At 69.8% G+C, this 21,884-nt stretch carries 21 protein-coding genes; 15 read left to right on the forward strand and 6 right to left on the reverse strand.

The annotated features are described in order from the left end of the window. Positions 1-43 precede the first annotated feature (43 nt). The 3 genes from ptsP to dhaK are packed head-to-tail and all read right to left on the reverse strand — an operon-like array spanning position 44 to position 4,142. Positions 44-2,509: a phosphoenolpyruvate--protein phosphotransferase gene (ptsP, locus tag QRN21_RS03595; RefSeq protein ID WP_285363138.1), complete on the reverse strand. Its 2,466-nt coding sequence runs from the start codon at positions 2,507-2,509 to the stop codon at positions 44-46. Beyond that, on the reverse strand, positions 2,509-3,150 hold the full coding sequence (gene dhaL / locus QRN21_RS03600) for a dihydroxyacetone kinase subunit DhaL (RefSeq protein ID WP_285363139.1): 642 nt from the start codon (positions 3,148-3,150) through the stop codon (positions 2,509-2,511). The genes ptsP and dhaL overlap by 1 nt, the downstream gene beginning before the upstream one ends. Beyond that, positions 3,150-4,142 (reverse strand): dihydroxyacetone kinase subunit DhaK, encoded by a 993-nt coding sequence (dhaK, locus tag QRN21_RS03605; RefSeq protein WP_056277499.1) that lies wholly within the window; start codon positions 4,140-4,142, stop codon positions 3,150-3,152. The genes dhaL and dhaK overlap by 1 nt, the downstream gene beginning before the upstream one ends. A gap of 158 nt (positions 4,143-4,300) precedes the next feature. Here dhaK and QRN21_RS03610 point away from each other — a divergent pair, with 158 nt between their 5' ends. Next, a complete protein-coding gene (locus QRN21_RS03610; protein WP_053099028.1) occupies positions 4,301-5,068 on the forward strand; it encodes an IclR family transcriptional regulator in 768 nt (255 codons plus the stop codon). A gap of 6 nt (positions 5,069-5,074) precedes the next feature. On the opposite strand, the gene QRN21_RS03615 is transcribed toward QRN21_RS03610, so the two are convergent. Then, a complete protein-coding gene (locus tag QRN21_RS03615; protein ID WP_053095438.1) occupies positions 5,075-5,686 on the reverse strand; it encodes a TetR/AcrR family transcriptional regulator in 612 nt (203 codons plus the stop codon). Between the two features lie 111 nt (positions 5,687-5,797). Here QRN21_RS03615 and QRN21_RS03620 point away from each other — a divergent pair, with 111 nt between their 5' ends. From QRN21_RS03620 to paaK, 6 genes are read left to right on the forward strand one after another with little or no spacing between them, the layout of a single operon-like run. Continuing rightward, on the forward strand, positions 5,798-6,985 hold the full coding sequence (locus tag QRN21_RS03620) for a thiolase family protein (RefSeq protein WP_285363140.1): 1,188 nt from the start codon (positions 5,798-5,800) through the stop codon (positions 6,983-6,985). Then, positions 6,982-7,710: an enoyl-CoA hydratase/isomerase family protein gene (locus tag QRN21_RS03625; RefSeq protein WP_056277488.1), complete on the forward strand. Its 729-nt coding sequence runs from the start codon at positions 6,982-6,984 to the stop codon at positions 7,708-7,710. The genes QRN21_RS03620 and QRN21_RS03625 overlap by 4 nt, the downstream gene beginning before the upstream one ends. Next, the gene (locus QRN21_RS03630; protein ID WP_285363141.1) at positions 7,707-8,573 is read left to right on the forward strand and encodes a 3-hydroxyacyl-CoA dehydrogenase family protein; all 867 of its coding nucleotides are present in this window, start codon (positions 7,707-7,709) and stop codon (positions 8,571-8,573) included. Before QRN21_RS03625 ends, QRN21_RS03630 begins: the two co-directional genes overlap by 4 nt. Beyond that, the gene (paaZ, locus tag QRN21_RS03635) at positions 8,570-10,651 is read left to right on the forward strand and encodes a phenylacetic acid degradation bifunctional protein PaaZ (RefSeq protein ID WP_285363142.1); all 2,082 of its coding nucleotides are present in this window, start codon (positions 8,570-8,572) and stop codon (positions 10,649-10,651) included. Before QRN21_RS03630 ends, paaZ begins: the two co-directional genes overlap by 4 nt. Before the next feature lie 5 nt (positions 10,652-10,656). Next, positions 10,657-11,040: a hydroxyphenylacetyl-CoA thioesterase PaaI gene (gene paaI / locus QRN21_RS03640; protein ID WP_082297754.1), complete on the forward strand. Its 384-nt coding sequence runs from the start codon at positions 10,657-10,659 to the stop codon at positions 11,038-11,040. 44 nt (positions 11,041-11,084) lie between these two features. Further along, positions 11,085-12,380 (forward strand): phenylacetate--CoA ligase PaaK, encoded by a 1,296-nt coding sequence (gene paaK / locus QRN21_RS03645; protein WP_285363143.1) that lies wholly within the window; start codon positions 11,085-11,087, stop codon positions 12,378-12,380. A gap of 24 nt (positions 12,381-12,404) precedes the next feature. Here the strand turns inward: paaK and QRN21_RS03650 are convergent, their stop codons facing one another. Continuing rightward, positions 12,405-14,525, reverse strand: a complete 2,121-nt coding sequence (locus QRN21_RS03650; protein ID WP_285363144.1) for a RecQ family ATP-dependent DNA helicase — start codon at positions 14,523-14,525, stop codon at positions 12,405-12,407. A 94-nt stretch (positions 14,526-14,619) separates the two neighbouring features. Between QRN21_RS03650 and QRN21_RS03655 the strand changes: the two genes are divergently transcribed. The 8 genes from QRN21_RS03655 (at position 14,620) to QRN21_RS03690 (ending at position 21,343) form a co-directional block, all read left to right on the forward strand. Further along, on the forward strand, positions 14,620-15,039 hold the full coding sequence (locus QRN21_RS03655) for a pilus assembly protein CpaE (protein ID WP_285363145.1): 420 nt from the start codon (positions 14,620-14,622) through the stop codon (positions 15,037-15,039). A 121-nt stretch (positions 15,040-15,160) separates the two neighbouring features. Continuing rightward, on the forward strand, positions 15,161-16,138 hold the full coding sequence (gene paaA, locus QRN21_RS03660; protein ID WP_285363146.1) for a 1,2-phenylacetyl-CoA epoxidase subunit PaaA: 978 nt from the start codon (positions 15,161-15,163) through the stop codon (positions 16,136-16,138). Next, positions 16,138-16,443 (forward strand): 1,2-phenylacetyl-CoA epoxidase subunit PaaB, encoded by a 306-nt coding sequence (paaB, locus tag QRN21_RS03665; RefSeq protein ID WP_056277472.1) that lies wholly within the window; start codon positions 16,138-16,140, stop codon positions 16,441-16,443. Before paaA ends, paaB begins: the two co-directional genes overlap by 1 nt. Beyond that, on the forward strand, positions 16,440-17,282 hold the full coding sequence (gene paaC, locus QRN21_RS03670; protein ID WP_056277468.1) for a 1,2-phenylacetyl-CoA epoxidase subunit PaaC: 843 nt from the start codon (positions 16,440-16,442) through the stop codon (positions 17,280-17,282). The genes paaB and paaC overlap by 4 nt, the downstream gene beginning before the upstream one ends. Further along, on the forward strand, positions 17,276-17,782 hold the full coding sequence (gene paaD / locus QRN21_RS03675; RefSeq protein WP_285363147.1) for a 1,2-phenylacetyl-CoA epoxidase subunit PaaD: 507 nt from the start codon (positions 17,276-17,278) through the stop codon (positions 17,780-17,782). The genes paaC and paaD overlap by 7 nt, the downstream gene beginning before the upstream one ends. Continuing rightward, entirely contained in the window at positions 17,782-18,960 is a 1,179-nt protein-coding gene (gene paaE, locus QRN21_RS03680; RefSeq protein WP_285363148.1) for a 1,2-phenylacetyl-CoA epoxidase subunit PaaE, read from the forward strand. The genes paaD and paaE overlap by 1 nt, the downstream gene beginning before the upstream one ends. Positions 18,961-18,970: 10 nt before the next feature. Further along, entirely contained in the window at positions 18,971-19,741 is a 771-nt protein-coding gene (locus tag QRN21_RS03685) for an enoyl-CoA hydratase/isomerase family protein (protein ID WP_056277458.1), read from the forward strand. A 78-nt stretch (positions 19,742-19,819) separates the two neighbouring features. Continuing rightward, complete coding sequence (locus QRN21_RS03690) at positions 19,820-21,343, forward strand: ATP-dependent DNA ligase (protein WP_072590909.1); 1,524 nt, start codon at positions 19,820-19,822, stop codon at positions 21,341-21,343. 6 nt (positions 21,344-21,349) lie between these two features. Here QRN21_RS03690 and QRN21_RS03695 read toward each other — a convergent pair whose 3' ends face one another. Beyond that, positions 21,350-21,859 (reverse strand): phosphoribosyltransferase, encoded by a 510-nt coding sequence (locus tag QRN21_RS03695; protein WP_285363149.1) that lies wholly within the window; start codon positions 21,857-21,859, stop codon positions 21,350-21,352. Between the last annotated feature and the right edge of the window lie 25 nt (positions 21,860-21,884).

Here is a 21,884-nt window from a genome sequence, read left to right on the forward strand (position 1 = left end):
AATGATGCCGGACAGCGCATATGTCGTCGACGCGACGACCGCGTCACTCTCCGTTGAGTACGGCGGCTGCGGCGGCGCGGGCATCGACAGCCGTCGCTGCTCTCAGGACCGCTTGCGCAGCGGCATCGCACTGTTCGCCCGTGACGCCCGCGAGCGCCGCCGCGACTCGACCCAGCGCACGGGGTGTCATCGACAGCGACGTGACGCCGAGCCCCACGAGCACGGCGGCCAGAGCGGGATCGGCAGCGGCCTCGCCGCATACCCCCACCGGCAGGCTCCACCGGCGTCCGGCCGCACCCGCCTGCCCGATCAGTCGCAGCACGGCCGGCTGCCACGGATCGTTCAGATCGCCCAGCTCTCCGAGCAGTCGATCAGCCGCGAGCGCGTACTGGGCGAGGTCGTTGGTCCCGATGCTCACGAAGTCGACGACCTCGAGCATCTCCGACGCGAGGAGCGCGGCGGAGGGCGTCTCGATCATCACCCCCACAGTCTCCAGACCGGCTTCTCGCGCACGCTCCGCGAAGTCGCGTGCCTCATCGACCGTGGCCACCATCGGAGCCATCACCTCGACGAGTGCCGACTCCGCCCCCGCGGCGAGCGCCAGTGCCCTGAGCTGATCGTCCAGCAGCTTCGGGGCCCGTCGCGCGATCCGGAGTCCCCGCACGCCGAGGGCGGGATTGTCCTCCGCGTCGGAGTTCGCGAAAGGCAGCGGTTTGTCACTGCCGGCATCGAGCGTGCGCACCACGACCCTCTGCCCCGGAAACGCGGCGAGGACACCTCGGTAGGCGTCGACCTGCTCCTCGATCGTCGGTGCGTCGGCGCGGTCGAGGAAGCAGAACTCGGTGCGGAAGAGACCGACGCCCTGGGCCTTCGAGGCAGCGGCCACGACGGCCTCGGCCGCTCCCCCGACATTGGCGAGGAGCGGGATGCGCCGTCCGTCGGCGAGCACCCCCTCGCCGTCGAACGGCACCACGAGCGACGCGGCCTTCGCCTCGGTGACGCGAGAGGTGCTCGGGTCGACCTCGACCGTGCCCCGATCGCCGTCGACGAGCACGACCGCACCGCGCGGGATCCCGGTCGCGCCGATGACTCCGACCACAGCGGGGATTCCGAGCGACCGGGCGATGATCGCCGTATGCGAGGTGGGGCCGCCCTGCTGCGTCACGAGCGCGACGCAGTTGCCGCCTTCCAAGGCTGCCGTGTCCGCGGGGGCGAGATCCGACGCGACCAGCACGAAAGGCTCCTCACGCTCGGGAACGCCCGGCATCTCGACCTCGAGGATCTCCGCGATCATCCGATCACGGACGTCGCGGATGTCGGCCGCTCGCTCGGCCATCCGCCCACCGAGAGCCGCGAGTCCTTTCTCGTGCGCCGCCGATGTCTCCCAGATCGCCCGCGCGGCCGTTCGACCCCGCGACCGCACGAGGTCCGCCGCCTCGGCCACCAGTTCGGGGTCGGAGGCCAGCAGACGCGACGCGTCGAGGATCGCCCGAGCCTCGCCGGTCGCCGCCCTCGTGCGCGCCCGCAGCTGGTCTGCCACCGCCACTGCGGCCCACTCGATCGCAGATGCCTCGGCCTCCCGATCACCAGGCGCGACGACGGTGCTCTCCTCCGGCTCACGCACGGGCGCGGCGAGGAGCACGGCCTCGGCGGCGACCCTGCCCGAGCTCACGCCGCGACCACGCAGCACGTCGCCTGCCCGGACGGGAGGGGACTCGAGGGCTGCCTCTGCAGCGTGCGCCCCGACCGACCCCGAGGCGACGGCGTCGACGTCCGTGCCTTCACCGAATCCGTCGTCGAACAGGGCCACCAGTCGGTCGAGCGCCCCCTCGGCGTCGGGCCCGAGTGCCGACAGCTCGATCCGGTCGCCCTGCCTGGCACCGAGGATCAGCAGTCGTGACAGGCTCGCACCCGACGCCTCAGCCCCGTCGGGCAGTCGACGCAGTCGCACATCGATGCCCGCAGATGCCTCGGCGATCAGAGCCGCCGGTCGCGCGTGGATACCGAGCGCATTGCGCACGACCACCGTCCGCGTCACGGCACCCGACCGGTCGGTCGATGCGGACTCGATCGGAGCGGCTTCCGTCGACGGGTCCTCGAGCTGGCTGCTCTTGGCGGCGAGCGCGATCGACGCCTCCCCCGCGACGACGTCCAGCGATGCGCCGGCAGCGGCCGACACGACGGCCGCCAGCAGCCCTTCCACGAACGGCGCGGGGGCGAGGCGCACCGGCACATCGCTCGTCCGCAGCTCCAGCGCGAGCTCGGCGCTCAGCACTGCGGAGCCGAGATCCATCAGCACCAGGACACCGTCGCAGTCGGCGGCCAGCTCGTCGATCGCCGCGGCGACAGCGACGGCATCCGTGCCGAGGACGGGCGCGCCGTCGGCATCCGTTCCGGCGCCTGCGGCGACTCTCACTCGCGCTCCCCCGCCCTGCACCATCTGCAGGGCGAGCTCCAGCGCCGCCTCCCCGAGTCGAGCACTGTGGGAGACGGCGACGATGCCGATCATCAGGAGGATTCCGCGGTCGCCTGGGCGAGGGACTCGAACAGCAGCGTCGTCGACGCCGCACCGGGGTCGAGATGGCCGGCACTGCGTTCCCCGAGATAGCTCGCACGTCCCTTCCGGGCGACGAGCGGTTCGGTGGCATCCCGACCGGACGATGCCGCCTCTGCGGCCGCCGCCGTCGCGGCAGACAGGTCTCCCCCTCCGGAGATCGCGGCGTCGAACGCGTCCACCGCGGGCGCCATGGCGTCGAACATGGTCTTGTCGCCGGCCTCGGCCTTGCCGCGAGCGACGATGCCATCGAGGCCGGCACGCAGCGAGCCGCCGAGTCCGGCGCCATCGAGCTCGGTCACGGGCCCTGCAGCCATCCCCATCCGCAGGAACAGCGTGCCGTAGAGCGGCCCGCTGGCGCCTCCGACCGAGCTCACGAGAGTCATGCCGACGGTCTTGAGCAGCTCGTCGACCGTGTCGGGCACACCCGAGTCGAGCTTCGCCACGACCGCATCCATGCCACGGGCCATGTTCGCGCCGTGGTCGGCGTCTCCGATCGCCGAGTCCAGCTCGGTGAGCCATTCGCGCTTCTCGGCGATGACGTCGCGGAACCGCCGGATCCAGTCGGCCAGGGCCGCGGTGTCGATCGCCGCCATCATGCCCCCCACCGCAGTCCGGGGGTGTTGACGGGTGCGTCCCACAGCCTGAGCAGCTCGTCGTCGGCCTTCAGCACCGTGAGCGAGCAGCCGGCCATGTCGAGCGAGGTGATGTAGTCGCCGACCAGGTTGCGGGCGATCTGCACTCCCGCCTGCTCGAGCAGCGCGGCCACCTCGCCGTACATCAGATACAGCTCGATCAACGGGGATCCGCCCATGCCGTTGAGCATCACGATGGCGGGACCTGAGACGTCGAGATCGGCGAGGATCGGCTCCACGAGCTGCCGGGCGATCTCGGATGCCGGCGCCAGTGGCTCCCGGTGCCGACCGGGCTCGCCATGGATGCCGATGCCGATCTCCATCTGGTCCTCGGGCAGATCGAACGTCGGCTTGCCCGCTGCGGGAACCGTGCAGCTGGTGAGCGCCATGCCCATCGACCGCCCCTGTCCGTTGATGCGCTTCGCGAGGGCGACGACGGCATCGAGATCCTGCCCCTCTTCAGCCGCGGCGCCGACCAGCTTCTCGAGCAGCACCGTGAGTCCGACGCCACGACGCCCTGCCGTGTAGAGCGAGTCCTGCACGGCGACATCGTCATCGACGATCACGGTGCCGACCTCGATGCCCTCCATCGAGGCGAGCTCCGCCGCCATCTCGAAGTTGAGCACGTCTCCCGTGTAGTTCTTCACGATGTGCAGCACACCGGCCCCGCGATCGACGGCCTTCGTGGCGGCCTGCACTCGATCGGGGGTGGGCGAGGTGAAGACCTCGCCGGCGACGGCGGCGTCGAGCATGCCGAGGCCCACGTATCCCCCATGCAGCGGTTCGTGGCCGGACCCTCCACCCGAGACGATCGCGACCTTCCCCTCCGCCTTCGGCGTCGAGCGGGTGATCACGTGCGTCTCGAGGTCGACCGAGAGCTCCGGATGCGCGAGTGCGACGCCGCGCAGCGACTCGACCAGCACATCGGCGGGGTTGTTGATGAGCTTCTTCATCGTTCGATCTCCTTTGATCTCTACGGCGGCGCTCTTTCGCAATATTGGAAAGTTATTCGTCAATGTCGAATATGCTCGGGCGCAGTCGAGTTGTCAAGATCGACCTGACGACCGATGCGACCGCCCGGCTCGACGACGATCCGGAGAGAGGAGCCGCGATGATCCAAGCCATCGATCGCGCAGCGAAAGTGCTCGAGCTGCTGCAGGGTGCGCGCCATCTCGGCATCACGGATCTCGCGCTCGCCCTGAGCCTTCCCCCGTCGACCGTGCACGGGATCGTCAAGTCCCTGCGCGAGCACGGACTCGTCGCGAAGGAGCGCGGCGGGCAGCGCTACATGCTCGGTCCCACCCTGCTGCGGCTGAGCAACGTCTACCTCGACACCCTCGACGTCCGGGCCAGAGCCATGCGGTGGACGCAGGAGCTCGCACGCCGCACGAACCTGCCGGTGCGCCTCGGGGCGCCGCACTTCCACGAGGTGCTCGTGATCCACCACGACCTGCGTCCGGACGACAGCCAGCAGATGCTCGAGACCGGCGTGGCGATCCCCGCGCATGCCTCCGCGATGGGAAAGGTCCTGCTGGCGCACGACCTCGGCTTCCAGCGCACCGTCTTCGAGCGGCCGCTGCACAGCCTCACCGGGGACACGATCACCGACGTCGCCCGACTGCTGCTCGACCTGCCGGCCATCGCCGAGCGGGGCAGCGCCTCGGAGACCGATGAGGCCGTGCTCGGAGAGTCGTCCGTCGCCGCGCCGGTCGCCGACGCGTCGAACGACATCGTCGCCGCGGTCGCCGTCGTGATGCCCACATCGCAGGCGCCCGCCTCGGACGCGGTGCTCAACGCGCTGCGCGAGACGGCGCGCAACATCTCCCGCGAGCTCGGAGCGACCAGCTGGCCTCCCCGCGTGGCGCCGGCCGACGACTGAGCCCGCTCAGCGGGACTGCAGCCCGTCGAGGCTCACCCGCAGGATGTCCTCCCCCAGCTCGTCGGGATCGACGGGACCCCCGGGTCGATACCACTCGACGACCGAGTTGATCATTCCGAAGATCAGCCTGGTGGCGACCGCCGCATCGACGTCGTCGCGAATCAGCCCCTCGGTCTGCGCTTCCGACACGATCGCGGTCACGCGCTGGTCGAACGCACGTCTGCGCACCAGCGCGGAGGTCTCGACATCGCCGTTCCCCCGCACGCGCAGCAGCAGCGTCACCGAGGGGAGCTTCTCGGTGAGCACCCGCACCGCGCCCCGGATGATCGCCCGCAGCCGGTCGGAGGCCAGCGAGTGCTGCGCGGTCGCGTCATCGACGACGGCCTCGAGCGCATCGAGCGCATCGTTCAGCGCGAGCTCGAGGATCGCCGACTTCGATTCGAAGTGATGGTAGAGCGCCGACTTCGTCAGCCCCAGCGTCGCGCTGAGGTCGGCCACGCTCGTCGCGTCGTAGCCGTGCTCGTTGAAGACCTTGACGGCGACCGCGAGCACCTGCTCGCGGTCATAACCTGGCCGGCCGCGCTTGGGGGCCGGCGCCTGGATTCCGGGCTCTGCCATGGGGCCAGTCTGTCAGTCCGGATGAGTTGCCATTCGCGGAAGGATCTGAGATCGTATTCCTGACCGATCGGTCTGAAATTATCGCCAGCGTGGGCGTTCGAGAGGATGACGATGTCCGAGGCCTATCTCGTCGACGGGGTCCGCACCCCCGTCGGTCGCTACGGAGGCGCACTCGCCGGCATCCGTCCGGACGATCTGGCGGCCCTCGTCGTCGCCGCCACAGTCTCGCGAGCCACCATCCCCGCGGACGACATCGACGAGGTGATCCTCGGCGCCGCGAATCAGGCGGGCGAGGACAACCGCAACGTCGCACGGATGGCCGTGCTGCTCGCGGACCTCCCCGATTCGATCCCCGGATTGACCGTCAACCGCCTCTGCGCCTCGGGGATGTCAGCCATCGCACTCGCCGCGAACGCCGTACGCGCAGGGGACGCCGACCTCATCGTCGCCGGGGGCGTCGAGTCCATGACACGCGCGCCCTGGGTGCAGGCGAAGCCCGAGCGGGCATGGGCCAAGCCCGGCGCGGCCTTCGACACATCGATCGGCTGGCGCTTCACGAACCCGCGGCTGAGCGCCCGCGACAAGGCCACGTTCTCGATGCCCGAGACCGCCGAAGAGGTCGCACGCATCGACGGGATCACCAGAGCGGATGCCGACGCCTTCGCGCTTCTGAGCCATCAGCGCGCCATCTCGGCGATCGACGGGGGACGCCTCGCCCCCGAGATCGTGGGCGTCGAGACGGGCCGCGGACTCGTCGACACCGACGAAGGCCCGCGCAGGGACAGCACGCTCGACGCGCTGGCCGCACTCCGTCCGGTCGTCGCAGGCGGCCAGGTCGTCACGGCGGGCAACTCCAGTTCCTTGAACGACGGAGCCTCGGCGATCATCGTGGCGAGCACCGAAGCGGTCGAGCGACATGGCCTTCGTCCGCGCGCACGGATCGTCGCCTCGGCGACCGCCGCGCTCGCTCCCGAGATCATGGGCCTGGGTCCCGTGCCGGCAACACAGAAGGCACTCGCGAAGGCGGGCCTGCAGGTCGGCGACCTCGGTGCCGTCGAGCTCAACGAGGCCTTCGCCTCGCAGTCCCTCGCCTGCATCCGCCGCCTCGGACTCGACCCGTCGATCGTCAACGCCGACGGCGGAGCCATCGCACTCGGCCATCCCCTCGGCTCCAGCGGATCCCGACTCATCGTCACACTGCTCGGCCGACTCGAGCGCGAGAACGCGCGCTTCGGTCTGGCCACGATGTGCGTCGGCGTGGGTCAGGGCACCGCGATGATCGTGGAGCGTCTGACATGACTCTGCGCATCGAGGAGCATCGAGACCGGGTGATCGCCACGCTCGACCGGCCCGAGAAGCGCAACGCCATCGACCAGGCGACGATCGACGCGCTGCACGACCTCTGCGCGCTGCTCGAGCGGACGCCGCGCACGCTGATCATCACCGGCACCGACGGCGTCTTCGCGGCGGGCGCCGACATCGCCCAGCTGCGCGATCGCACCGCCGACGACGCCCGGCGCGCCATCAATGCGACCGCATTCATCCGCGTCCACGATCTCCCGATGCCGGTGATCGCCGCACTCGACGGATACGCGCTCGGGGGCGGAGCCGAACTCGCTTACGCCGCCGACATCCGCATCGCGACGCCGTCCCTCCGCATCGGCAACCCCGAGACCGGGCTCGGCATCATCGCCGCAGCCGGCGCGACCTGGCGCCTGCCCGAGATCGTCGGAGACGCGAGGGCGAGCGAGCTGCTCCTCACCGGCCGAGCTCTGGATGCCGAGGAGGCGTTGAGGTGGGGACTCGTGTCGTCGCTCCATCCGGCCGCCGAGCTGCTCGCGGCCGCACACCGGATCGTCGATCGCATCGCGGCGAACGATCCCCTCGCGACGCAGCACACCAAACGCGCTCTGCGCACTCCGCGAGCAGGCCACCCGGCGATCGAGGTCGAACTGCAGGCCGAGCTGTTCGAGTCGCCCGAGAAGATCCGCCGCATGACCGACTTCCTGGAGAAGAGACGATGAGCGACATCGGCAGCGCCCCGAATCGGGTCGGCGTGCTCGGAGGCGGCCGCATGGGAGCCGGCATCGCACATGCGTTCCTGCTCGCCGGATCTCACGTCAGCGTGATCGAGCGCGATGAGGAGAGCGCCGACGCGGCGCTGACCCGCATCGGCGACAGCATCCGCAGATCCGTCGACCGCGACCCCTCGCTCGACGAGACCGAGTTGACCGGGCGCATCACGACCGGCGTCGATCCCGGAGCCTTCGCCGCGGTCGACCTCGCGATCGAGGCGGTTCCCGAAGATCGCGCCCTCAAGGAGGACGCGCTGTCCCGGGCCGAAGCCGTGCTGCCCCCGTCGGCGGTTCTGGCGAGCAACACCTCGTCGATCTCGATCGACGATCTCGCTGCGGGCCGCAGACATCCGGAGCGATTCCTCGGCCTGCACTTCTTCAATCCGGTGCCCGCATCGGCCCTGGTCGAGGTCGTGCGCGGCGCAGCGACCGACCGGGCGGTCGTCGAGAGCGCCACCGCCTGGGTGGCCGCCCTCGGCAAGACGCCGATCGTCGTCAGCGACTCCCCGGGCTTCGCGTCGTCGCGGCTGGGCGTGATGCTCGGCCTCGAGGCGATCCGGATGCTCGAGGAGGGCGTCGCCTCGGCCGCCGACATCGATGCCGCGATGACGCTGGGGTATCGGCATCCGATGGGTCCGCTGCGCACCACCGACATCGTCGGGCTCGATGTGCGCCTCGGCATCGCGGAAGAGCTGGAGCGCACGCTCGGCGAGCGATTCGCTGCACCGGAACTGCTGCGCCGCATGGTCGCCGAGGGAAAGCTGGGCCGCAAGAGCGGCGAAGGGTTCTACGCATGGAACGAGGAGAGATGACCGAGTATCTGCCGAGCTACGTCCAGGGCGAGTGGTGGACGCCGTCGTCACCGACGCGATCCTCAGAGGTCCGCGATGCGTCCACCGGCGACGTCGTCGCCGTCGTGTCGTCCGCGGGCCTCGACCTGGCCGGGGCACTGGAGTACGCCCGCTCCGTCGGGCAGAAGAGCCTCGGTGCGCTCACGTTCCACCAGCGAGCCGTGCTGCTGAAGCAGTTCGCTCTCGCTCTCACCGAGCGCAAGGACGAGCTGTATGCGCTGTCCGCCCGTACCGGCGCCACGAAGGCCGACTCGTGGGTCGACATCGACGGCGGCATCGGCGTGCTCTTCTCGTACTCGGGCAAGGGTCGCCGCGAGCTGCCGAACAGCCGCGTGCATGTCGACGGCCCCGTGGAGCCGCTGTCGAAGGACGGGTCGTTCCTGGGTCGTCATGTCTACACGACGCTCCCCGGGGTCGCTGTGCAGATCAACGCGTTCAACTTCCCGGTGTGGGGTTCGCTCGAGAAGTTCGCACCCGCGTTCCTCGCCGGCATGCCGACGCTCGTGAAGCCCGCGACGCCCACGGGCTACGTCGCCGAGGCGATGGTGCGCATCCTCGTCGAATCGGGACTGCTGCCCGACGGATCGCTGCAGCTCGTCAGCGGCAGCGTGCCTGACCTGTTCGAGAACCTGCGGCTCGGCGACATCGTCGGGTTCACCGGCAGCGCGTCGACCGCGGAGAGCCTCAAAGCCCACGCCGCAGTGCAGACCGGCGGTGTGCGGTTCACCGCCGAGACCGACTCGATCAACGCCTCGGTGCTCGGCACCGACGCGATCGAGGGCACCCCGGAGTTCGACGTGTACGTGCGCCAGCTCGTCACCGAGATGACGAGCAAGGCCGGCCAGAAGTGCACGGCCATCCGGCGTGCGATCGTGCCGGCGGGCTCGGCCGACGCGATCATCGGCGCCGTGCAGGCGCGCCTCGCCGAGAAGACCGTGCTGGGCGACCCCCGCGCCGAGGGCGTCACCATGGGTCCCCTGGCCTCGACGGGGCAGCGCGATGAGGTGCTGCGCCAGGTGGATCGCCTGCAGGCGGCGGGCGGGCAGGTCGTCGTCGGGACGACGGATGCTCCCGAGGTCCGTCGCGCAGACGGCAGCACCGGCACCGCACCCGACGGAGCCTTCGTGTCGCCGCTGCTGCTGCGCTTCGAGGACTCGCAGTCCGACGCGGCGCACTCGATCGAGGCCTTCGGCCCCGTGTCGTCGCTGCTCACGTACGACACCATCGCCGAGGCCGCAGCGCTCGTCGCCCGAGGTGGCGGCTCGCTGGTCACCAGCATCGCCACGCACGACCCGGCGCAGGCCGTGGAGCTCGCCACGCGCATCGCACCGTTCAACGGCCGGATGCTGCTGCTCGACCGCGACGATGCACGATCGTCGACCGGGCACGGATCGCCCCTGCCCAACCTCGTGCACGGCGGCCCCGGTCGAGCCGGCGGCGGTGAGGAGCTCGGCGGCATCCGCGCGGTGCTGCATCACATGCAGCGCACGGCAGTGCAGGGTTCGCCCGAGATGCTGACTGCCTTGACGGGTGTCTGGCACGCGGGGGCGGCCGCGCGCAGCGACGGTCGGCATCCGTTCCGCAAGTCGCTCGCGGAACTCCGCATCGGCGACCAGATCGTCTCCGGCTCGCGCGAGGTGACCCTCGCCGACATCGAGACGTTCGCGCACTTCACGGGCGACACGTTCTACGCCCACATGGACGAGGCATCCGCCGCCGCGAACCCGTTCTTCCCCGGACGGGTCGCGCACGGCTACCTGCTCGTCTCGTGGGCCGCCGGTCTCTTCGTCGATCCGGAGCCCGGACCCGTGCTCGCGAACTACGGTCTGGAGAACCTGCGATTCATCACGCCGGTCTCCCCCGGCGACACGATCCGCGTCGAGCTGACCGCGAAGCAGATCACGCCGCGTGAGACGGACGAGTACGGAGAGGTGCGCTGGGACGCGGTGATCCGCAATCAGAGCGACGAGCTCGTCGCCACCTACGACGTGCTCACGCTGGTGAACAAGCAGCCGACACCCGAGGTCGTCGCCGCATGAGAGAGATGATGCAACGCGATGCCGCATCGCAGATGCTCGGCATGACCGTCGAGGAGGACGCCCCCGGAGAGGCCGTCGTCTCGATGACCGTGCGCGACGACATGCTGAACGGGTTCGCCATCACGCATGGCGGACTGGTGTTCACCCTCGCCGACACCGCCTTCGCGATCGCCTGCAACGAGGACGATCGCGTCACGGTCGCGGGTGGTGCCGACATCACGTTCCTGAAATCCACGACCGCCGGCCAGCGACTGACAGCGCGCGCGGTGCGCCGTGTCGTCAGCGGACGCAACGGCCTGTACGACGTGACGGTGACCGACGAATCGGGCGATGTCGTCGCCGAGGTCCGCGGCCGCTCGCTCACGACGAACCGGTCGCACCCCGCCTGAGCGCACGCACGCTCACTGCTCTGTCCCCGACGAAGGAGTCGACGATGACCGCAACACATGCCGAGATCGGTGCCGAGGCCGAGCTTCATTCGCCTGAACGACTGGCGCGGCTGCAGCTGCAGCGCCTGCAGTGGACCGTCCGGCATGCCTATGAGAACGTGCCGACCTATCGCCGCAAGTTCGACGAGCACGGCGTGCACCCCGACGATGTGCGCACCCTCGACGACGTGCGGCGTCTGCCGTTCACCACCAAGGCCGACCTGCGCGAGAGCTATCCGTTCGGCATGTTCGCCGTGCCGATGGCCTACGTGCGACGCGTCCACGCGTCGTCGGGCACGACGGGGCGGCCGACCGTCGTCGGGTACACCGAAGGAGACCTCGACCGGTGGAGCGACCTGGTGGCGCGGTCGCTGCACGCCGCGGGCATCCGCGAGGGGATGAAGGTGCACAACGCCTACGGCTACGGGCTCTTCACCGGCGGACTCGGCGCGCATGCCGGGATCGAGCGTCTCGGAGCGACCGTGATCCCGGTGTCGGGAGGGCAGACCGCCCGGCAGGTGCAGCTGATCACGGATTTCGAACCGGATGCCATCCTCTGCACGCCGAGTTATCTGCTCACGATCGCTGACGCGATGGAAGCCTCGGGCATCGATCCGACGACCACGTCGCTGCGCGTCGCGGTGCTCGGCGCCGAGCCGTGGACGAACGAGATGCGTCGTGAGATCGAGCGGCGACTGAACATCGATGCCGTCGACATCTACGGGCTCAGCGAGGTGATGGGGCCGGGGGTCGCGAGCGAGAGCGTGCTCACGAAAGACGGCCCGCACATCTGGGAGGACCATTTCCTGCCCGAGATCATCGACGGAGAGACCGGGGAACGGCTGCCGGACGATGCGCTCGGCGAGCTCGTCTTCACGTCGCTGACCAAAGAGGCTTTTCCTGTGATCCGGTATCGCACGCGCGATCTGACGCGCCTGCTGCCGGGAACCACCTATCCGGCGCTTCGACGCATGGAGAAGATCACCGGCCGCAACGACGACATGATCATCCTGCGCGGCGTGAACCTCTTCCCCACCCAGATCGAGGAGCTGGTGATGGGCATCGAGACGCTCACCCCGCACTTCGTGCTCGAGCTGCACCACGTCGGGCAGCTCGACACGATGACCGTGCGCATCGAGCGACACCCGTCGCTGAGTGCCGAGGACTGCGATGCCGCCGCTGCGGTGCTCACCCACCGCATCAAGATGCACATCGGCACCAGCGTCGACGTGACGGTCGAGGAGCCGGGCACGCTGCCCCGGAGCGAGGGCAAATACCAGCGGGTCTACGACCTGCGGTAGGGCTCGAGCCGGGTGTCCCCGCCGTCAGCCGCGCAGCGCGAGCACGAACGGGAGCACGTCGCTCGCCCCCGCCTGGCGCAGCGTGCGCGCGGCGACCGTGAGCGTCCAGCGGCTGTCGGCGAGATCGTCGACGAGCAGCACGGGACCGGTCGGCACGTCGAGGCCCTGCGCGCTGAATCTGTCCCACAGACCTGCCAGCCGGAACACGCTGTTGCCACCGGGTTGGCCCGTCGGCCCGCCGTTCACGAGGTCGAGCGCACCGAGATACGGCAGGCGGCCGATCTCGGCGATCCCGCGGGCGAGTGAGTCGACGAGCAGCGGATGCGATCGCGACGGCATGGCGACGACCGCGACGGGGCGCTCGGTCCACCCCCAGTCGGCGAGCACGCGCACGCAGCCGCCGAGGACCTGGGGCGTCACCACCGCGTCAGGGGCTCCCGCCGCGAAGAGCTCGCGCAGCGTGCCGCCCCAGCCGAGGTCGGTGAGACGGGCGAGTGCGCGCCCTTCTCCGGCCTGCTCCCCCGCGGGGATGCGCCCCTTCACCGGCACGTCGAGCTTGTCGGCTCCGGTCGGCCAGGCGCGACGAGGCTCGACCGGGACACCGACGCGATCGAGCGATTCCGCGGCCTGCGTCGTCGCCGATTCGCCGATCTCGCTCGGGAACCAGATGCCGGCGCAGTTGTCGCATCTCCCGCAGGGCGCAGCCGTGTCGTCGTCGAGTGAGCGCTGGAGGAATTCCATGCGGCATCCGTCGGTCTGCTCGTAGTCGATCATGTGCTGCTGCTCGGCGCGACGCTCGGCCGCGATGCGCTCATAGCGCTCGGCGTCGTAGGCCCACGGCTGTCCCGTCGCGACCCACCCGCCCTGCACCCGGCGCACCGCGCCGTCGACGTCGAGAACCTTGAGCAGCAGTTCGAGCGGAGTACGCCGGATGTCGACCACCGCCTCGAGCGAGGGCGTCGAGATGGGCTGATCGCCGAGTGCGGCGATCACCCGCTCGGCGCGCTCCCGATCCGGCATCGACGCGGTCGCGAAGTAGTGCCAGATGTCGCGGTCTTCGACGCCGGGCAGCAGGAGCACGTCGGCGCTCTCGCTCGCACGACCGGCACGGCCGACCTGCTGGTAGTACGCGACCGGCGACGACGGCGCGCCGAGGTGCAGCACGAAACCGAGGTCCGGCTTGTCGAAGCCCATCCCGAGCGCGCTCGTGGCGACGAGGGCCTTGACCTCGTTGCGCTTCAGCATCCCTTCCGACTCGGTGCGCTCGTCGGTGTCGGTCTGTCCGGTGTACGCGCGCACGTCGTGCCCGTGATCGCGCAGCAGCCGGGCGGTGTCGACCGCGGCCGCGACCGTCAGGGTGTAGATGATGCCCGAACCGGGCAGGTCGTCGATATGACTGAGCAGCCACGCAAGCCGGCTGGCGGAGTCGCGCAGACGCAGGACGCCGAGACGCAGCGAGGTGCGCGCGAGCGGGCCGCGGATCGTGAGCACCTCGGAGCCGGCGGCATCCGACGCCCCTCCCGTGCCGAGCTGCTCGGCGACGTCGGCCACGACCCTGCTGTTCGCGGTCGCCGTCGTCGCGAGCACGGGCACCTCGGGCGGCATCTGCTCGATGAGGTCGCGCAGTCGCCGGTAGTCGGGGCGGAAGTCGTGCCCCCAGTCGCTGATGCAGTGCGCCTCGTCGACCACCAGCATGCCGATCCGTCGAACGAGCGCCGGCAGCTGCTGCTCGCGGAACGCGGGATTGTTGAGTCGTTCGGGAGAGACGAGCAGCACATCGACCTCGTCTCGGTCGAGCTGCTCCATGACCTCCGACCACTCGTGCGCATTGGTCGAGTTGATCGCCACCGCTCGAACGCCTGCCCGCTCGGCCGCGGCGATCTGATCGCGCATCAGCGCGAGAAGCGGCGAGACGAGGACGGTCGGCCCTGCCCCCTGGCGGCGCAGCAGCAGCGTCGCGACGAAGTACACAGCCGACTTGCCCCACCCGGTGCGCTGCACGACGAGCGCGCGGCGGCGCCCCTCGACCAGCGCCTCGATCGCCTCGTACTGACCGTCGTGGAAGTCGGCGTCCGGGCGGCCGACCAGCTCGCGCAGGGCCGAGAGCGCAGCGGTGCGGGTGTCGACAGAGGCGGGAGAAGTCATGTCTCCACTCTGCCCGATGCCTCCGACACCCGGTGCGCCACCATCCACAGGCGGATTCGAGCCGAGCCTCGGCGACGTCGTCTAGCGTGGGACGATGATCACGCGAGAACTGGCCGTATCCCTGCGCGACGCCGGACTCGTGTGGCATCCCGCCGAGGGCGACCGCTTTCAGCTCGACCTTCCGAACGATGTCGAGCTCGAGGCCGAAGCCGATGTCTTCACGGTCAGCGAGATGACGATCGAGGCCCGCCAGACCCCGAGCGGCACGGACCTCGCCTTCAACGGCACGACGGAGTGGGCGCTCGACGCCGTGACCCTCGCGGACGCGGTGTGGCTCCCCCGCGAGGATCAGCTGCGCGAGCTGCTGCGCGGCACCTTCCGGGTGCTGAGCCGCCTCTCCGACACCTTCGTGGTCGAGGTCGAGATCGCCGGCGAGTCCCTGCGTTTCGAGCATCCGGATCCCTCCGAGGCGTACGGCAGAGCCCTCCTCGACCTCGTCTCCCGCTCTCGCTGAGCGACTCTCCGAGCATCTCGCCGAGCGCCGCATCGGGGTCTTCCTTGCGCCGCGACGACCTCCGTGTCAGAATTACCTAACGACCGGTCAGTAAAGCGGATCGGAAACCGAGGAGTCGATGATGACCAGCCCCGCAGATCTCTCCCTCGTCGACGGAGAGCTGTCCGACGACGAGCGCCTGTTCGACGAGCTCATCGCGAACGAGCAGCGCATCGAGCCTCGCGACTGGATGCCCGATGCCTATCGCAAGACGCTGATCCGTCAGATCTCGCAGCACGCGCACTCCGAGATCATCGGCATGCAGCCGGAGGGCAACTGGATCACCCGGGCGCCGAGCCTCAAGCGCAAGGCGATCCTGATGGCCAAGGTCCAGGACGAGGCGGGGCACGGACTCTATCTCTACTCCGCCGCACAGACGCTCGGCATCACGCGCGACGAGATGATGGATCAGCTCATCAGCGGCAAGGCCAAGTACTCGTCGATCTTCAACTACCCGACGCCCACCTGGGCTGACATGGGGGCGATCGGGTGGCTCGTCGACGGAGCCGCCATCTGCAACCAGGTGCCGCTGTGCCGCGCCTCCTACGGGCCCTACGGCCGCGCGATGGTGCGCGTCTGCAAGGAGGAGTCGTTCCATCAGCGCCAGGGATTCGAGATCCTGCTGTCGCTGATGCAGGGAACCGACGAGCAGAAGAAGATGGCGCAGGATGCCGTGAACCGCTGGTACTGGCCGAGCCTGGCGATGTTCGGTCCGCCCGACGACCAGTCCCCCAACTCCGCGCAGTCGATGAAGTGGAAGATCAAGCGCTTCACGAACGACGAGCTGCGTCAGCGCTTCGTCAGCATGCTCGTGCCCCAGGCCGAGATCCTCGGCGTGACCCTGCCCGACCCTGATCTGCGCTTCGACGACGAGACCGGCCAGTACGTGATCGGCGAGATCGACTGGGATGAGTTCTTCGAGGTGCTGCGCGGCAACGGCCCCTGCAATGCCGAGCGTCTCGAACGCCGCCGCACGGCCCATGAGGACGGCGCGTGGGTGCGCGAGGCTGCGGCCGAGTACGCCCGCAAGCAGGCGCTGAAGACGAAGGCGGTGGCGTGATGGCGACGCCCGGTGCCGACGCCCGCGAGCCCTGGCCGCTCTGGGAGGTCTTCGTCCGCGCGAACCGCGGCCTGAGCCACGTCCACGTCGGATCGCTGCACGCGCCGGATGCCGACATGGCCATCCGCAACGCCCGCGATCTCTACACGCGACGCGGCGAGGGCGTGTCGATCTGGGCGGTGCCCGCCGAGGCGATCACGACCAGCGACCCCGACGCGAAGGGCGCCTACTTCGAGAGCCCCGCCGGCAAGAACTATCGGCACGCCGTGTACTACACGGCGTCCGAGGGGGTGCCGCACCTGTGAGCCACATCCAGGGTGATATCCACGGCGACCCGCACGGGGACGTCTCGGTCGACGAGCTGCGGCTCGGTGACGAGCTCACCGGAACCGGCTCCGCGGCGGCATCCGCCGACATCGCCGAGTACGCGCTCTGGCTCGGCGACGACGCGCTGATCCTGTCGCAGCAGCTCGGTGAGTGGATCTCCCGCGCGCCCGAACTCGAAGAGGACGTCGCCCTCGGCAACATCGCGCTCGACCTGCTCGGGCATGCCCGCTCGTTCCTGCACTTCGCGGGGTCTTTCGACGGACGCTCCGAAGACGATCTCGCGTACTTTCGCGACGAGCCGGAGTTCCGCTGCGCCTGGATCGTCCAGCAGCCCAACGGCGACTTCGCGCAGACCATCGCCCGCCAGTTCGTCGTGTCGACCTACATGTTCGAGCTGTACTCGGCCCTGCGGGCGAGCAGCGACCCGACCCTCGCGGCGATCGCCGAGAAGTCCCTCAAAGAGGTCGACTACCACCGCGACCACGCGGTGCAATGGGTGCTGCGGCTCGCCGGCGGCACCGACGAATCCCGGCGACGGATGATCCGCGCGCTGGGCGACGTCTGGCCGTATGCCGACGAGCTCTTCCGCGACGAGCCCCTGATCGACCGCCTCGGGGACGCCGCGGCGCGTCCGTCGACGCTGCGAGCGGGCTTCGACGCCGTCGTCGCCGCCGTCTTCGCCGAGGCCGAGCTGACGCTTCCCGCCGTCGCGGCATCCTCGGCCGGAGGACGGCGAGGAGCGCACGCGAGTCCGTTCGGCCATGTCCTCGCGGAGATGCAGGTCCTGGCGCGACGGCATCCGGGAGCATCATGGTGACCGGCACGCTGCAGACCGCGCACCGGTCGACCGCCTGGCGGATCGCCGCGGCCGTGGCCGACCCCGAGGTGCCCGTGCTGACGATCGAGGACCTCGGCGTGCTGCGCGCGGTCACCGTCGACGGCGACGTGGTGCGCGTCGACATCACCCCGACCTACAGCGGGTGCCCGGCGATGGACACGATCCGCGACGACGTCATCCTCGCCCTGACCGCCGCGGGATATTCACAGGTCGAGGTCCGGCTCGTGCTCTCCCCCGCATGGACGACGGACTGGATGTCGGATGCCGGCAGGCAGAAGCTCGCCGAGTACGGCATCGCGCCTCCGACCGGGCGCTCGGCGATCTCGTCCGGCCCGATCCGCCTCGCGATCAGCGTGCGGTGCCCTCGGTGCGGCTCGCTGGACACCCGCGAGGTCTCGCGCTTCGGTTCGACCTCGTGCAAGGCGCTGTTCGAATGCCGCGCCTGCCTCGAACCCTTCGACCACTTCAAGGTGCACTGATGTCGCTGTTCGCCCTCTCCGGTCCCGCGCCCGCGCCGTCGCCTGGTCGAGCCGCCGCACCGACGAAGAAGCGCGCGCGCTTCCACACCCTCGCCGTCGAGGAGGTGCGGCCGTTGACCGACGACTCGGTCGAGGTGACCTTCTCGGTTCCCGCCGACCTCGCCGACGACTACGACCACCTGCCCGGCCAGTATGTCGCCCTGCGCACGTCGCTCGACGGCACGGAGGTGCGCCGGTCGTACTCGCTGTGCCGCGCACCCGAGCACCGCACGGCCGAGCAGATCGCCGCCGGTGTCCCGACCCGGCTCAGCGTCGCCGTGAAGCGCGACGAGGGCGGTCTCTTCTCGACCTGGGCGCAGACGGGCCTTCACCCCGGTTTCGAGATCGACGTGATGAGTCCGCAGGGCACGTTCACGTCCGGGCTCGACGATCTCGATCAGCGTCACGTCGTGGGCATCGCGGCCGGTTCCGGCATCACGCCGCTGATGGCTCTCGCCCACACCGTGCTGACGCGCTCGGACACCTCTCGATTCACCCTGCTCTACACGAACCGCTCGACGCTCGACGTGATGTTCCTCGAGGATCTCGCCGACCTCAAGGATCGCTACCCGACGCGCCTGACGCTGCACCATGTGCTGTCCCGCGAGCAGCGCACGGCCCCCGTGCTCTCCGGACGCATCGACGAGGAGAAGCTGCGCACCATCCTGGGGGCGCTCATCGATCCGACCGACGTCGACGAATGGTTCCTGTGCGGACCGCTCTCGCTGGTCGACCTGTGCCGAGAGGTGCTCGCCGACGTCGGCGTGCCGCGTGAGCACATCCGCTTCGAGCTCTTCACGACGGGTGACGAGCCGGCGCGCGCCGCCCGCCCTGTCGAGGTGCGCGCGGGCGAGAAGACGATCCGCATCGAGGTGAATCTCGACGGCGTCTCGTCGACCGTCGAGAGTCCGGTCGACGCGCACGAGTCCGTGCTCAACGCCGCTCTGCGGGTGCGACCCGATGCGCCGTTCGCGTGTGCGGGCGGCGTCTGCGGAACCTGCCGTGCGAGGGTCATCGAGGGCAGCGTGACGATGACGGAGAACTACGCGCTGGAGCCCGACGAGCTCGAGCGCGGCTACGTCCTCACCTGCCAATCCCACCCCACGAGCGACCGCATCGTGGTCGACTACGACGTCTGAGGAGCATCGGATGATCGATCTGACCGTCGCCGACGACGTCGCCACCGTCGTCCTGAATGCGCCGACGAAGCGGAATTCACTCGACGAGCAGGCGCTCCGCGATCTCGGCCGCGCCTACGACGAGGCGGATGCCGCGGGAGTGCGCGCGCTGGTGCTGCGGGGCGAGGGCCGGGCCTTCTGCGCCGGTCGCGACATCTCGGGCGTCGACCCCCGTGACGACGACGTGATCGGGTATCTCGGCGGGCTCGTGACCCCGCTGCTGCAGCGGATGGCGCGGTTCCCCGCCCCGACCTTCGCGGTGGCGCACGGCGCCTGTCTCGGCGTCGGCCTCGGACTCCTCATCGCCACCGACGTCGTGTACGTCGCAGAGTCGGCCAAGATCGGGTCACCGTTCGCCGCGCTCGGTGCCACTCTCGACTCCGGCGGCCACGCCCTCTTCGTCGAACGTCTCGGGGCGCACCGGGCACTCGACCTCATCTACACCGGTCGGCTGATGAGCGGCACCGAGGCCGTGTCAGCGGGGCTCTTCTCCCGGGTGCTGCCCGACGACGAGGTCGTGCAGGCGACGACGGATGCCGCGGCGACCGCTGCGCGTGGCGCCACCGCCGCCTTCCTGGCGAGCAAGCAGCTGGTCGCCAGGATCCGCGACGAGCGCCTGGCGCTGTGGGAGTCGATCGATCTCGAGAACGCCGCCCAGGCCGCCCTGTGCGACACCGACGACTACCGCGAGGGGTTCGCGGCGTTCCAGGAGAAGCGCACGCCGGAGTTCCGCGGCCGCTGAGTCGCATCCGCTTACTGCGGCAGGACGGACGAACGCAAGGCCGTCGCCGATGTCGGATGCGGATGCGAGACTGCCTGCATGTTGCTCTCGGAGCTCGTCTCCACCGCCGAAGAGGTCACCGCCACCGCATCGCGCCTGGCGAAGATCGACGCCGTGTCCCGGCTGCTCGCACGCGCTGACGCTGCCGACGTGCCCGCCCTCGTCGGGCTGCTGCTCGCGACGCCGCGACAGGGACGGCTGGGTGTCGGCTGGCGCGGAGTGGCGGCGCTCGACGTGCAGCACGCTGCCGAGCCCTCGCTGTCGATCCGTGATGTCGATGACGCGTTCGAGGCCTTGACCGGCTCGTCAGGGTCGGGGTCGGCCGCGGCGCGTTCCGCGATCCTCTCGGCTCTCGCGTCGCGAGCGACGGCTCCCGAATGGGACTTCCTGTCGCGGGCCATGCTCGGCGAGCTGCGCACGGGCGCGCTCGGCGGCGTCCTGCTCGATGCCATCGCCCGTGCCGCGGATCGCCCGGCGGCATCGGTGCGACGAGCAGCAATGCTCTCCGGCGACCTGGGCGAGACCGCCGTGCTCGCACTCACCGGCACGGAAGACGAACTCGATGCGGTCGGGCTGGTGGTCGGTCGCCCCGTGCTGCCGATGCTCGCATCGACCGCGGCCACCCCGACCGCCGCGCTCGACATCACCGGCACCGCGTCCGTCGAGTACAAGCTCGATGGCGCGCGCATCCAGGTGCATCGCCAGGGAGACGATGTGAGCGTCTACACCCGCAGCCTCGCCGACATCACCCACCGGGTGCCGGAGATCGTCGAGATCGTGCGCGCGCTCCCCGCACACGATCTGATCCTCGACGGTGAGACGCTGTCACTCGACGAAGACGGCGGCCCTCGGCCGTTCCAGCAGACGATGTCGCGGTTCGGGGCGGACGTCTCGCGCGAGCTCGTGCTGCGGCCCTGGTTCTTCGACATCCTGCACGTCGACGGACGCGATCTGCTCGACGAGCCCCTGTCCACCCGCCTGACCGAACTCGAGAGGGTCGTCGGCGAATGGCGTATGCCGGGCATCGTCACCGACGACGCCGAAGCGGCCGAGCAGCTGTCGCGCGAGGCTCTCGCCGCGGGCCACGAGGGGGTGCTCGTCAAAGGGATCGATGCGCCCTACTCGGCGGGACGCCGCGGCAAGTCCTGGGTCAAGGTCAAGCCCGTGCTCACCTACGACCTGGTCGTGCTCGCCGCCGAATGGGGGTCGGGGCGGCGCCAGGGGCTCCTGTCGAACCTGCACCTCGGCGCACTCGACCCGAGCGGCGAGTTCGGCGAGCCCGGCGGTCTCGTCATGGTCGGCAAGACGTTCAAGGGGCTCACCGACGAGCTGCTGCGCTGGCAGACGGAGAACTTCCCGCCGCTCGAGACGAGGCGCACGCAGGGCGCGGTGTTCCTGAGACCGGAGTTCGTGGTCGAGATCGCGATCGACGGCGTGCAGCGCTCGCCGCGATACCCCGGAGGCATCGCGTTGAGGTTCGCGAGAGTCAAGGGCTATCGACCCGACAAGAACCCCGCCGACGCCGACACGATCCAGACCCTGCGGGCGCTGCTGCGCGGGTGACTCTCGTCAGGCGGACGGAGCGAGACCGAGGTCCTCTTCGCGCACCGTGCCCTGGAACGACCAGGGGAAGTTGATCCACAGGTCGGTGTCCTTCCAGGCGTAGTCGGGCTGGATGATCGTCGACGGCTTGGTGTAGATCGTGACCGAGCGCACGTCGGCGCCCTTGTCCTTCAGCAGCTGCACGGCGAGGGCGAGCGTGCGACCCGAATCTGCGACGTCGTCGACCAGCAGCACGCGTCGACCGTCGAGATACACCATGTCGAGTTCGGGCGGCAGCACCTCCGGCGCGTCGAGCACCGTGCCGATGCCGGTGTAGAACTCGACGTTGATCGCACCGCAGTTCTTCGCTCCGAGACCGTAGGCGATGGCACCGGCAGGCAGCAGACCGCCCCGCGCGATGGCCACCACGACCTCGGGCATGAAGCCGCTGTCCAGGATCCGGCGCGCGAGGTCTCGCGTCGCGGATCCGAAGCCGTCCCAGGTGAGCGTCTCGCGCTCGATCGATGCATCCGTCATCGTCTCATTCTCCTGCACCACCACT

The sequence above is a fragment of the Microbacterium sp. LMC-P-041 genome, assembly GCF_030209555.1.
Taxonomy (GTDB): domain Bacteria; phylum Actinomycetota; class Actinomycetes; order Actinomycetales; family Microbacteriaceae; genus Microbacterium.